The organism is Affinundibacterium nitidum, assembly GCF_014284155.1.
Lineage (GTDB): Bacteria > Pseudomonadota > Gammaproteobacteria > Burkholderiales > Burkholderiaceae_D > Undibacterium > Undibacterium nitidum.
Map to the genome: position 1 here is coordinate 42,572 of NZ_JACOFZ010000002.1, position 12,934 is coordinate 55,505.

Consider the following 12,934-nt stretch of genomic DNA (forward strand, 5'->3'; position numbering starts at 1 on the left):
AGTTGCACCTTACGCGACTTTTCAAAACACCAGATGCAACTTCAGGTTTTTTGATTGCATGGCACCTCGCTTCAAAACAATAATGCGCTCTCCATAACAAGCCGTGAGGTGAATATGTTACAGCGTGGTCGAAGTCCCCAATTCGCATTGCTTTTACTCAGTCTCTCCCTTGCCACACCACTCTCCGCATTTGCTTCTTCCGCCGTCGACGATGGCCCATCAACAACTACCGTAGCGCCAGCACCCTTACCAGATCCCGACTGCCCTTCTTGCGCTTTGTCGCGCGCTTCGAATGCTTTATCACAAGCGGCAAGCACAGTGGTTGAAGGCTCACTCAATACCATCGGTGCATCAGGGATGTTGGTGGTTACTAGTATTGAAGTGCTGGCACAAGGCTCTGTCGTCGTGCTCAAAGGCGTTTCAGATGGCGTGAGTGTCACCGTGCAATTGTCTGGTCAAGCGATCCAAGGTCTCGGTCTTGCAAGTGGCGCGATTGTTCAAGCATCTGCTGTCGCCACCGGACATGTACTGATCTCCGCAGGCAAAGTCATTGCTTTCATCCCCAATGAATTGGGCAAAGCCTTAATCCATCATGAGAAGGTGCAATAATGCGCGCCGCTGTCATTGCGGGCAGTTTGTGCACTCTTGTTTTCATGAGCGCTCCCGTTCACGCAGGTCGTAGTTGCGATGAAAAACCTGCTGATCCGAATCGACTCATGCAAGGTTTTGAGCTGGCGCAAAAGGTTAAAGTCAGCCTGGACCAGTCTGGTGCGCAGCTCGCAATCATTGCGCGTATCGGTCAAGATCTATCGAAATATCGCCTCAAATACTCTCATTTGGGCATCGTCAGAAAGCTCGATGATGGTCGTTGGATGGTGATGCATGAACTCAATCAATGTGGCACCGCACGCTCAGATTTATATAACGAAGGACTAGCCAATTTCTTTATGGACGATCCTTATCGTTATGAAGCCATGTTGATGATTCCGAATATCGAGATTCAACAACGCATTCTCAGCACAATCAACTCGTCAACACCGAAAGCGCTGCAGGACCCTCACTACAATATGCTAGCGCATCCCTTTTCGACCAAATACCAAAACTCCAATCAATGGGCATTGGAAACCATGGCCGCAGCGTTGGCGAACGATGTCCAAGTTAGCAATCGCGAACAAGCACAAACCTGGTTGAAGTATGCGAACTATCGCGCCAGTACTTTGGAAATTCCAATGTTGACACGTTTAGGTGGCCGCATGTTCCGCGCGAATATCGCCTTTGATGATCAACCGTTTGATCGACGCATGGCAGGCCATATTGATACTGTCACCGTAGATTCAATCGATCGTTTTCTACAAACACGAGACAAGAACTTACAACATCTCGTATTAACCTATCCTTGATCCAATTTAACTTTCATCATCTACTTATAAAAAGGAAAAGCCAAGCAAGTTTCCAACTAAGGAGCTTGCTTGGCTCTACATATTAAGTGCTAATTCGGCACTTAGTTCTATCCTTAGCGCGGCAGGTCGAACACCAATACTTCGGCTTGTTTACCTGAATGCAAATGTAAGCTCGCCTCAGCTTGCATCAATAGAGCATCACCTGCTTTTAGCGAATGTCCATTCACCTCAAGCTCACCACGTGCTAGATGCACATAGCATAATCGATTCGGCGTTAGCGGATGCTCTGCACTCTCTGCTCCATCAAACAAACCAACTGAGAGCGTTGCATCTTGATGTATTTTCACCGCACCTTCACGTGCATCAGGAGCCGCCACCACACGCAAGCGACCACGTTTGTCTTCGGAACTAAATCGTTTTTCTTCATAGCCTGGCTCTAAATTCAAACGATCAGGCATGATCCAAATCTGCAAAAGATGCGTTTTATTGACGGGTGAAGGATTAAACTCAGAATGGCGCACACCAGTTCCTGCCGTCATCCTTTGCACATCACCTGGGCGTATGGTGCTGCCGTTACCCATACTGTCTTTATGCGCAATCTCACCTTCCAAAACATAAGTGATGATCTCCATATCCTTATGCGGATGTGTGCCGAAGCCCATTCCCGCTGCAATCCAATCATCGTTGATTACACGCAGAGGTCCAAAGCCCATATGCCTCGGATCATAATACTCGGCGAAAGAAAAGCTAAAGCGCGATTGCAACCAACCATGGTTAGCTTGCCCGCGTTCTTCTGATTTGCGCATCACGATCATGTCGCTGCCCCTTTAAATTTGATAGACTAAAGCCTGCTCGCAAACAACTAAGACAACATCATTTTTGTCCTATGTTTTGCTCACAATAAAGCTATTTTACTCTTCTCTTTAGAAACCGTTTTTTCAACATACTTTTCTATGCAACCGTATCGCGGCCGTTTCGCTCCTTCACCTACTGGGCCTCTGCACATGGGATCACTTGTGGCTGCTATGGCAAGTTATCTTGATGCACGCGCGCATCAAGGTATTTGGATCGTGCGTATGGAAGACCTTGATTTTGATCGCAATGTCCTTGGTGCAGACCAAGCAATACTGGCATCGCTGACACGTTGCGGCATGCATTCAGACGAAGAAGTTGTGTGGCAGAGTAAGCGGACGCATTTGTATGAATCAGCACTTGAGAAACTCGATCCGCACGTGTTCCCCTGTGCTTGCTCGCGCAAAGAAATCGCCGATTCGCGTGTACGTGCGGGCCTGGAAGATAGTCAAATTTATCCGGGCAATTGTCGCCATGGCATCGGCGACGGTAAGCTGGCACGTTCTTTTCGACTAAGGGTACCCGATGGTGAGACAGCCGTCGTGCCATTTATTGACCGTTTGCTCGGACCTCAACAACAAAATTTAAGTTCGGAAGTCGGTGACTTCGTTTTGAAACGCGCCGATGGGTTTTGGGCCTACCAACTTGCAGTAGTAGTCGATGACGGCGCTCAAGAAATCACCGACATCGTTCGTGGTGAGGATTTACTCGATTCAACCGCACGTCAACTCTATTTGCAAAGCTTACTTAAGTTACCAACACCTCGCTATTTGCATGTCCCAGTCGTCGTCAATGAAGTTGGTGAAAAACTCTCCAAACAGACTGGGGCTTTAGCATTTGATCGCGGTGACAATGACTTACTCAATGAGGCACTGATTCCTGCAGCGACATTTTTGGGTCTGCAGTTGCCGTCGTCCATCAAGAATCTGGACCAATTCTGGCAAGAAGCAACTATTACTTGGGCTCGAACCTATCTCACAAAATAGGCGCGAATAAAAAACGCAGACTCATTTCAGTGAATCTGCGTTTAAGTTTTTCAAGCTGTATCTGAATTAAATATTCTACGAATTCTTAATGGCGCCACCGAGTAAAGCAGCACGTTTTTGTGGTTTTGCCGTTTCGGTTTTCGCTGCAACGACTGGTTTTGTTGACGCTGCGCTTGCACTCGGTTCATAAGGTTTCAAGAACCAAGGATCGACTTTTTCACGTGGTGCTTGGTAGCCACGACTTGGCTTGTCCGCGCTACGTTGTTCGCGTTCTGCACCACGCGGCGCAAAAGCCGGTTTACGTTCGGCATGAACCGAGGTCGCCACAAATCCTGCCAAATGCAAACGTACAATTTTTTGCTTGATCAGTTTTTCGATATCGACCAGCAGGCGTTCATCTTTATCTGTATGCAAAGAAATCGCATCACCCTTAGCACCCGCACGACCCGTACGACCGATACGGTGTACATAATCTTCGGCATTGTATGGTAGGTCAAAGTTAATCACACAAGGCATTTCAGAAATATCGAGACCACGCGCAGCGACATCGGTTGCTACCAGAATCTCTACTTCACCACGCTTGAATGCTTCGAGTGCCGCCATCCGTTCTTGCTGCGATTTATCACCATGAATTGCAGACGCCTTCACGCCCTGTTTAACTAAGTGAACAGCCAAACGCGACGCACCCATCTTCGTATTCGAGAACACAATCACTTGCTTCAAACCGCGTTCGCGAATGATGAAAGAGACCGCGTCACGCTTTTCGTCTTCTTCAACTTTATACAAAACCTGCGTAACGTTTTCAGAAGTCGCATTGCTACGCGCTACCTCTATCGTGACGGGGTTCGACAAGAAGCTCGCCGCGAGTTTTTTAATCTCTGGTGAGAAGGTCGCAGAAAACATTAAGTTCTGACGCTTCTTCGGCAACAAATTAATGATGCGTTGGAGATCCGGCAAGAAGCCCATATCGAGCATGCGATCGGCCTCGTCCATAATCAAAATCTGTGTTTGAGAGAGATTGATCGACTTCTGTGCAACGTGGTCCAATAAACGACCCGGCGTTGCAATCACGATCTCTACACCGCCACGCAAGGTCGCTGTTTGCGGTGCCATATCAACACCACCAAAAACCACGGTCGCGCGCAAATTTGTGTGACGTGAATAGGCTTTCACGTTGTCGGCAACTTGATCGGCCAACTCACGCGTCGGCGTCAAAATCAAAGCGCGCACTGGATGACGTGCAGGAGAGGCGCTGCTATTGGCATGTGCCATCAACAGCTGAATGATAGGTAAAGAAAAACCCGCCGTTTTACCAGTGCCGGTCTGAGCCGCACCCATCACATCGCGGCCTTGCAGTACCACAGGAATCGCTTGCGCCTGAATCGGTGTTGGGTGCACATAACCCTGATCATTCAAAGCACGCAGAATTTCGGGTGCCAAGCCAAAGGAGTCAAAACGTAGCGTATCAGCGACCGCCTCGAAGGCTGGATTGTTTTCTTGCTCTGGCGTTGTCTGAATGGGGGTATCTGTCATGTTGATCTTAAAGCCTACTGAGCATCGCACAGATTCGATGGGAAACCACCGGTGTGGCGTTAGCAAAAGTACAGGCGTGGGTGAATTTCAATAGTGGCGCATTATAGCACTATGCACCCTGATATCTCGGGACAGAGGCCAGTTTGCATGGAAAAATGCTTAAAATTTAGGCGATATTGATGGCAAAACGCCAAATCAATCAAGAGAATGTGGTGGGCCTCCCCGGAGTCGAACCGGGTACCAACGGATTATGAGTCCGCTGCTCTAACCAGCATGAGCTAGAGGCCCTATTTGCAGGCCGCAAATTGCGGCCTGCAAAAGAGGGCTCATTGTATTACATCCGACACAATCCACACAAGGTCACAAACGGCGAAATGCTGGAATTCATTGGGATTGCACATGATTTCTCATCACTGAATCATTTCAGCTAAAAGACTTCTACAAACAAAAACCGCGCAGGTTTTACGCTGCGCGGTTTTTATGTGATCGCTTTCGAGATTAATTTCCTTCGAGGAAGCTCTTCAACTTATCAGAACGTGAAGGATGACGCAGCTTACGCAGCGCTTTTGCCTCTATTTGACGAATGCGCTCACGCGTTACATCGAACTGCTTACCCACTTCTTCCAAAGTATGGTCGGTCGACATTTCCACACCAAAGCGCATACGCAATACTTTCGCTTCACGTGGCGTCAATGAATCCAACACATCTTTCACCACATTACGCATCGATGCATGCAAAGCCGCATCTGCTGGTGCCAAGGTGTGATTGTCTTCAATGAAGTCGCCCAAGTGAGAATCGTCATCATCACCGATAGGTGTTTCCATCGAGATTGGTTCTTTCGCAATCTTCATAATCTTGCGAATTTTATCTTCAGGCATTTCCATCTTGATCGCCAAAGTCGCTGGATCTGGCTCAGCACCAGTTTCTTGCAAAATTTGACGAGAGATACGATTCATCTTATTGATGGTTTCGATCATATGCACAGGAATACGAATCGTTCGTGCTTGATCGGCAATCGAACGCGTAATCGCTTGACGAATCCACCATGTCGCATAAGTTGAAAACTTATAGCCACGACGATATTCAAACTTATCAACCGCTTTCATCAAACCGATATTGCCCTCTTGGATCAAGTCCAAGAATTGCAGACCACGGTTCGTGTATTTCTTCGCGATAGAAATCACCAAACGCAAGTTCGCTTCGGTCATTTCACGTTTTGCTTTACGCGCTTTCATTTCGCCTGCCGACATCTTCTTATTGATGCCGCGCAAATCTGGCAATGGCAACACCACACGCGCTTGCAAGTCGATCAATTTTTGCTGCAACTGCTGCACTGTCGGCACATTGCGACCCAACACTGCACTGTAAGAATGACCTGCGTTAACTTCGCCTTCGATCCAGTTCAAGTTGGTTTCATTACCTGGGAACACCTTGATGAAATGGGAACGTGGCATACCACAACGATTCACGACAACATCGAGGATTTGCTTCTCTACATGGCGCACTTCATCAACTTGACCACGCAAAGTGTCGCACAATTTTTCAACTACTTTAGCAGTGAAACGAATGCCCAATAACTCGTTAGAGATGGCTTCTTGTGCTTTGATGTAAGCCTTAGAGTTGTAACCCTCTTTTTCAAAAGACTTACGCATCTTGTCGAAGTTTTCAGAGATAACGGCGAACTTAGCGAGCGAATCGCGTTTGAGTTGTTCGAGTTGTTCAGCTGAGATGCCCGCTGCTACTGCACCAGCGTCGTCCTCTTCTTCTTCCTCTTCGTCCTCATCTTCATCTTCTTCATCTTCTTCAGCATCAGCAGCGACAACGGGAGCTTTCTCTTCTTCAGTTTCTGCGTTTGGATCGACCAAACCATCAACAATGTCGTCAACCTTAATTTCGTCGCTAGCGATACGGTCGGCTTGCGCGAGAATTTCGGCGATCGTCGTTGGGCATGCAGAGATCGCCTGAATCATGTCTTTCAGACCTTCTTCGATCTTCTTCGCAATGACAATCTCACCTTCGCGAGTCAACAACTCTACCGTACCCATTTCACGCATGTACATACGCACTGGGTCGGTAGTACGACCGAAGTCGGAATCCACGGTAGACAAAGCTGCTTCAGCGGCCGCTTCTACTTCGTCATCATCGCTGGCTACAGTCACTACATTGTCTGACAAAAGCAATGCTTCTGCGTCTGGGGCTTGTTCGTACACAGCCACACCCATGTCATTGAAGGTACTGATAATGCCTTCAATCGCTTCTGGGTCAACAACGTTTTCTGGTAAATGATCGTTAATCTCGGCAAAAGTCAGATAGCCGCGATCTTTACCCATCTTAATCAGGGTTTTCAAACGCTGACGACGACGTTCGAGTTCTTCAGCAGTTGCTTCTGGGTCTGCAGAGAATGCATCTTTCAGCAAAGCTTTTTCTTTCGCTTTGCGATCTTTAGCCTTGGCCTTGTCGAGCGCTTTCATTTCTGCACGTTCAACGGCGTTCAAGGCTGCCATTTCTTCATTCTCTGGCTGGTATTCTTTTGGCTTACGTCCACGACGGCCAGGCACTTTCACGCCAGGCAGGACATAACCGGAGGTATCGATGCTCGCCAATAAGGTAGCGTCGGTTGTTTGACTCACTGTTGGCGCGGATCCCGTTTTGATCTCTTGCACTTCAGGTGCCTTTTCAGTTTTAGCTGATGCACGAGTGGCTTTCTTTGCTGACTTAGCCTCGGCAGTTTCAGCTACAGTTTCAGTGATCTTCGTCGTTTCAGGTACGGCTTCTACTGCTGATTTTGCTTTCGATGCTTTTGTAGTCACGGAGGCTTTCTTCGTTGCGGTTACTGCCGATGCTGCTTCGACTTCTTTAATCTGTTTCGCTGAGACTTTTGCTGCTTCTTTAGTTTCTTTAATCAGCTTCGGTTCTGCTTTAGGTTCACTTTTTGTAGCACGAGTTTTCGACACTTCAACTTCCTTTTTACTCACCGACGATTTTACATCTTTACTTAAAATCTTGCTCTGAGCCAATTTTACAGACTTCTGTTCCACTTTAGGCGGTTTAACGTCTTTGGCAAGGACTTTTTTCTCGGACACTTTACTTGCAACTACTTTAGCTTTTGCACTGGGCTTCGCTGCACTCACTGGCTTAGCCTTCGATACCGTTTTTGCAGCGCTCTTCGCAGCCGTTTTTGCAGGAACTTTTGTGACAACTGCTTTTTTTGCTGGTGCCGCTTTTGCTTTCGCAACAGGCTTCACTGCTGCTTTGACCGCGGGCTTAGATACTGGCTTACTTGAAGTTTTCGCGACCGACTTGGCAACCACTTTCGCTGGCTTTGCGGCCAGCTTGGTACCTACTTTTGCTGCTGGCTTTGCTTTGACTGCGGGCTTTGCAGCCACTTTACTGACAACTTTCATCGCCTTTGCCGGCGTTTTAGTCACAGGCTTAGCTGCAGATTTACTTGCCGTCTTACTGACAGCTTTTGCGGCAGGTGCGGCTTTTTTTGCGGCGGCCGTTTTAGTCGAACTTTTCGTCACTACGGATGTTGGTTTTTTCGCGGGTTTCTTCATTGCACTAGCCATTGAATCAAACCAGCCGAAACAAAAATTCGATGTAGAATCACTAAAAAATAAAGCACTGCCAACAGTAATTGCCTGCGGGGCAGCGCATTTTTTAGTGGATCAAACGCACCAAAATTCTGAGTCGGTGTTTTGGGTTACTCGGAGGAGCAAAATGCTCACCTAAACAACACATTCTCGTTATTGTCATGATCGACCCAACGAAGAATGAAAACAACCTAAGACCTTGAATCGAAAGCCTTTAATTATAGCACCTGCCACTCTTTTACTCAATGAAAAGAGCACTTCCATGGTCTTTCATGTAAGCAATTTTTCATTTTAAAATGCTTCTTTTTGCACCATTTCCAAGCACTTTTACTGATTAATTTCTAAGCAGAAATTTTTACCTCTTCATTTACTTCTCTATTTACTTTATTTCAAGCAACTAACTATCGGACATTCTCGCTGATGCCTCAGCCAAAGCCTCGCGTCGAATTGCTTCCTGCAACTGCATAATTTCACGATAACGAGCAACATCTTGCGGTTCACGCAGACCACCCGCAACTAATTTTTCCATTTCCATTTTTAACACTTGTGTACGCATTTGTCGCAAAGCGCCCGCCAACTCCAGCGAAACGATCTCAACTCCTGACTCGACCTGCTCAGCTATTTCGGCAATTAGCGGATCAAAATCCGAACCTGTGGCCCGCAAACTTTCCGCCAATGCTGCAAAATTGGCGTGCTCACCCAATGGTTGCGCGGTAGCAACCAACTGTTTGAGCATATCAGCACCGTCAGGAGAAAGTCTTGCCGCATCGTCAAGTACACTTTCACTTATCATGACAGCTAGAGAGGGATGTGCGACTAAAATTCGTAAAACTTGTCGCTCCAATCCAACGGGTGCACTCCTTTTACTTCTCGGCGGCGCAATTTTGACTCGTGCCACTGGCTGAGCCAACTCAAAAAGCGACTCAATTTCTGCTGGCGTCGACTGCGTAATATTCGCCAAACTACGTACCAATTGCAGGCGCAACCCCGATGGTGCCATCTGCTGCAATAAAGGCTTAGCATCAAATTGCGTTTTTGCTCGTCCCTCAGCCGTCGACAAATCATTCTCTCCAGCGACTTCCTTGATAAAGAATTGCGACAAAGGCATCGCATTTTGAACTTCTTGCTCAAAGGCATCCGCACCGTAGGCTCGCACGAAGCTATCGGGATCATGCTCAACAGGCAAAAACAAGAACTTGATGATTTTGTTATCGTTCACATGTGACAAACAGGCATCCAACGCTCGGCGGGCAGCTCGTCGACCAGCACTATCACCGTCAAAACTGAAAATCACATGGTCAGTTTGACGCAAGAGTTTTTGCACATGGGTTGGCGTACACGCCGTTCCCAAGGTCGCGACGGCTTGCGGAAACCCAAGTTGCGCTAAGGCCACTACGTCCATGTACCCTTCGGTCACCAAAACATATCCGGCATCGCGAATCGCTTGGCGCGCCTCGAACAAGCCATAGAGCTCCAGGCCTTTTTGATACAAAGGTGTTTCAGGAGAGTTCAGATATTTGGGTTCTCCTTGATCTAGGATGCGCCCACCAAAGCCAATCACCTGCCCTTTGGTATTGCGAATTGGGAACATGATGCGATCGCGAAAACGATCATAGCGTTTTCTATGGGCACCCTCGTCATCGCTTTTATCGATGACCATGCCAGACTCCGCCAAGGCTGGGGCCTGATAATCAGAAAAGACCGAGCGCAAACTATCCCAAGCGTCCGGTGAATAACCAAGACCAAAGCGAGCCGCGATCTCGCCGGTAACGCCACGGCCTTTAAGATATTGAATCGCACGATCAGCAGAACGCAATTGTTGCCGATAATAATCGCAGGCTTTGGTCATCACATCACTAAGGGCAAGCGTCTTCGCTGTATGCTCTGCGCGTTGTGCGGGCAGCATTTTGTCATCATCGGGAACGATCATGCCATTATTGAGCGCCAAATCCTTGACCGCATCAACAAAGCTCATCCCCGAATATTCCATTAGAAAACCAATGGAAGTACCATGCGCTCCACAACCAAAGCAGTGGTAAAACTGCTTGGTCGGACTCACCGTAAAACTTGGAGACTTTTCATTATGAAAGGGACACAAACCCATATAGTTTGCGCCGCCCTTTTTCAACTGAACGTACTTACCCACGACATCAACGATATCAACACGGGCCAGTAAATCTTGAATAAAACTTTGAGGTATCACAGCGTAAGCCTAAACAAATAGAATCAAGCGGCTCCCCGCTCGAGGGGCCGCACACCATTGCTGCGCGTTCTAGCAAGTAAGATTACTTTGCGAGGGCTGCTTTCACCATCGCAGAAACCACTGTCATGTCAGCACGACCTGCCAATTTTGGTTTCAATACACCCATCAACTTACCCATATCTTGCGGACCGGCAGCGCCAGTTTCCGCCACCGCTTCATTTACTGCCGCTTGGATTTCAGCATCAGTCAAGCCAGCAGGCATGTAAGCCGAAAGAATGACCAACTCAGCTTTTTCGATATCAGCCAAATCTTGACGACCACCCGCCTCAAACTGAGTAATGGAATCTTTACGCTGTTTAATCATTTTTTCAATGATTGCCAACACCATTGCATCATTCAATTCCACACGCTCATCAACTTCTTTTTGCTTCATTGCCGCTGTAATGAGACGAATGGCACTGAGCTTGGCCGTGTCTTTTGCACGCATCGCCGATTTCATGTCTTCGGTAATTTGGTCTTTTAAGCTCATTTTTACTCCTGAATTAAAGTGGGTTTTGCACAACAAGGCTTACATCTACGTACAGCTCTCACGATAGAGGAAAACCGCGCAGTACTTATGTTGTGGCAAGATTGGACGGTGCAATCCCCAAAATAGAAAAATTAAAGGACAACATCGAAAATAACAAAGCCCGCTGCGGAACACCGGAGCGGGCATGCAAACCTTGAACAGTTTAACGCTGTCGACATCAAGCAATTGCTCACTTAATGCCAAACAGAATTAATACATCTTCTTAGGCAATTGCTGACTACGAATACGTTTGTAGTGACGTTTAACAGCAGCTGCTAAACGACGTTTGCGTTCTGCAGTTGGTTTTTCATAAAACTCGCGAGCGCGCAATTCGGTCAACAGACCGGTCTTTTCGATGGTGCGCTTGAAGCGACGCATGGCGACTTCGAACGGCTCGTTTTCTTTAAGGCGAATTGTGGTCATTTAAGTTCGGAACCAAGTAAAAATTTATAGGAAGACCGAGATAATAACAGGATTTTTTTGATTTTGGAAGTTAACTGATGAAATCTTACGCAAAAAAGACAGCTGATGTTAAAAAATCACTATCATTTTTATAAGGTACACAGGGACTCCGCTAATAATTAAACCACCTGCCCTGCAGCCACACCAGAGGCCCACGCCCATTGGAAGTTGAAGCCACCCAACCACCCTGTGACATCGACCGCCTCACCGACAAAATACAATCCAGGAACCTGCTTGACTTCCATAGTCTGCTGGGACAGTTCACGCGTATCGACACCGCCGCGGGTGACCTCTGCCTTACGGTAACCTTCCGAACCATTGGGAATAAGCTCCCAACGATTCATACGTTCACCTAATAAGCGAAGGCGCTTATCTTGCATATCGGCGATTTTCAAATTGCCATCAAAACCATGCGCCTGCAATAAACCGTCGACTAAACGCGCAGGCAGGTAGCTAGCGAGGAAATTTGCGAGATTCTTCTTTGTACTGGTCTTCGCATCAACCAATTCTTGCGCCAAATCGACTTCTGGTAAGAGATTGACGCGAATAGCTTGACCGCTATGCCAAAAACTTGAAATTTGCAAAACCGCGGGACCAGATAAACCGCGGTGCGTAAATAACAGGTCTTCGCGAAAGATAGCCTTATCTTTCTTGCCACCAGTCTCGATATCGACCTCGAGCGAAATGCCCGAAAGTGGCACGAAAGGCTCCCAACTGCTCGCTTCAAAGGTCAGTGGTACAAGTGCGGGACGCGGGTCAACAATCTTCAAATTAAATTGTTTTGCAATGCGATAAGAAAAATCTGTCGCGCCAATCTTCGGGATCGATAAACCACCAGTAGCAATCACTACACTCTTAGCAGACACCGGTCCTTGGTCCGTTTGCAGTAAAAATCCCTGCTCTCCTTGGGAGATGTCTGACACGCCACAAGGCATGCGCCACTGGACTTTTCCTAAGTCACACTCCGCCTTGAGCATGCGGATGATATCTTCAGCACTTTCATCACAAAACAACTGCCCTTTGTGTTTCTCGTGAAAAGCAATCTTGTACCGTTTAATGAGATTTAAAAAATCTTGGGGGGTATAACGCGACAGAGCACTCTTACAGAAATGCGGGTTCTCAGACAAAAAATTGTTTGGTCCTGCATGTAAGTTAGTGAAATTGCAGCGCCCGCCGCCTGAGATACGGATTTTTTCCGCAAGCTTAGTGGCATGATCAATCACCAACACGCGCCTTCCGCGCTGGCCCGCCACTGAAGCGCACATCATGCCTGCAGCCCCCGCTCCGATCACCACCACGTCATACTGGGTCGCTTGTTTATCGTGTGCCATCGTAG

Annotated in this window: 10 protein-coding genes and 1 tRNA gene; 3 read left to right on the forward strand and 8 right to left on the reverse strand. The window is 47.6% G+C overall.

The window, feature by feature from the left end:
- Nucleotides 1-114: 114 nt before the first annotated feature.
- Both H8K36_RS07760 and H8K36_RS07765 read left to right on the forward strand, forming a co-directional pair.
- Nucleotides 115-609: a hypothetical protein gene (locus H8K36_RS07760; protein ID WP_186916260.1), complete on the forward strand. Its 495-nt coding sequence runs from the start codon at nucleotides 115-117 to the stop codon at nucleotides 607-609.
- Nucleotides 609-1,400, forward strand: coding sequence for a DUF2145 domain-containing protein (locus H8K36_RS07765; RefSeq protein WP_186916259.1), 792 nt, complete (start codon nucleotides 609-611; stop codon nucleotides 1,398-1,400). Before H8K36_RS07760 ends, H8K36_RS07765 begins: the two co-directional genes overlap by 1 nt.
- A gap of 113 nt (nucleotides 1,401-1,513) precedes the next feature.
- Here H8K36_RS07765 and H8K36_RS07770 read toward each other — a convergent pair whose 3' ends face one another.
- Nucleotides 1,514-2,215: a pirin family protein gene (locus tag H8K36_RS07770; RefSeq protein ID WP_186916258.1), complete on the reverse strand. Its 702-nt coding sequence runs from the start codon at nucleotides 2,213-2,215 to the stop codon at nucleotides 1,514-1,516.
- 138 nt (nucleotides 2,216-2,353) lie between these two features.
- Here H8K36_RS07770 and gluQRS point away from each other — a divergent pair, with 138 nt between their 5' ends.
- Nucleotides 2,354-3,238, forward strand: a complete 885-nt coding sequence (gluQRS, locus tag H8K36_RS07775) for a tRNA glutamyl-Q(34) synthetase GluQRS (protein ID WP_186916257.1) — start codon at nucleotides 2,354-2,356, stop codon at nucleotides 3,236-3,238.
- 75 nt (nucleotides 3,239-3,313) lie between these two features.
- Here the strand turns inward: gluQRS and H8K36_RS07780 are convergent, their stop codons facing one another.
- The 7 genes from H8K36_RS07780 to H8K36_RS07810 all read right to left on the reverse strand — a co-directional run bounded on the left by H8K36_RS07780 (nucleotide 3,314) and on the right by H8K36_RS07810 (nucleotide 12,929).
- Nucleotides 3,314-4,771 (reverse strand): DEAD/DEAH box helicase, encoded by a 1,458-nt coding sequence (locus H8K36_RS07780; RefSeq protein ID WP_186916256.1) that lies wholly within the window; start codon nucleotides 4,769-4,771, stop codon nucleotides 3,314-3,316.
- A gap of 210 nt (nucleotides 4,772-4,981) precedes the next feature.
- Nucleotides 4,982-5,059: transfer RNA gene (locus H8K36_RS07785), tRNA-Ile, on the reverse strand.
- Between the two features lie 210 nt (nucleotides 5,060-5,269).
- Complete coding sequence (gene rpoD / locus H8K36_RS07790; RefSeq protein WP_370587142.1) at nucleotides 5,270-7,435, reverse strand: RNA polymerase sigma factor RpoD; 2,166 nt, start codon at nucleotides 7,433-7,435, stop codon at nucleotides 5,270-5,272.
- Between the two features lie 1,327 nt (nucleotides 7,436-8,762).
- Nucleotides 8,763-10,568: a DNA primase gene (gene dnaG / locus H8K36_RS07795; RefSeq protein WP_186916255.1), complete on the reverse strand. Its 1,806-nt coding sequence runs from the start codon at nucleotides 10,566-10,568 to the stop codon at nucleotides 8,763-8,765.
- An 82-nt stretch (nucleotides 10,569-10,650) separates the two neighbouring features.
- Complete coding sequence (locus tag H8K36_RS07800) at nucleotides 10,651-11,097, reverse strand: GatB/YqeY domain-containing protein (RefSeq protein ID WP_186916254.1); 447 nt, start codon at nucleotides 11,095-11,097, stop codon at nucleotides 10,651-10,653.
- Between the two features lie 249 nt (nucleotides 11,098-11,346).
- Complete coding sequence (rpsU, locus tag H8K36_RS07805) at nucleotides 11,347-11,559, reverse strand: 30S ribosomal protein S21 (RefSeq protein ID WP_186891961.1); 213 nt, start codon at nucleotides 11,557-11,559, stop codon at nucleotides 11,347-11,349.
- A 158-nt stretch (nucleotides 11,560-11,717) separates the two neighbouring features.
- Nucleotides 11,718-12,929, reverse strand: a complete 1,212-nt coding sequence (locus H8K36_RS07810; protein WP_186916253.1) for a BaiN/RdsA family NAD(P)/FAD-dependent oxidoreductase — start codon at nucleotides 12,927-12,929, stop codon at nucleotides 11,718-11,720.
- Nucleotides 12,930-12,934 lie beyond the last annotated feature (5 nt).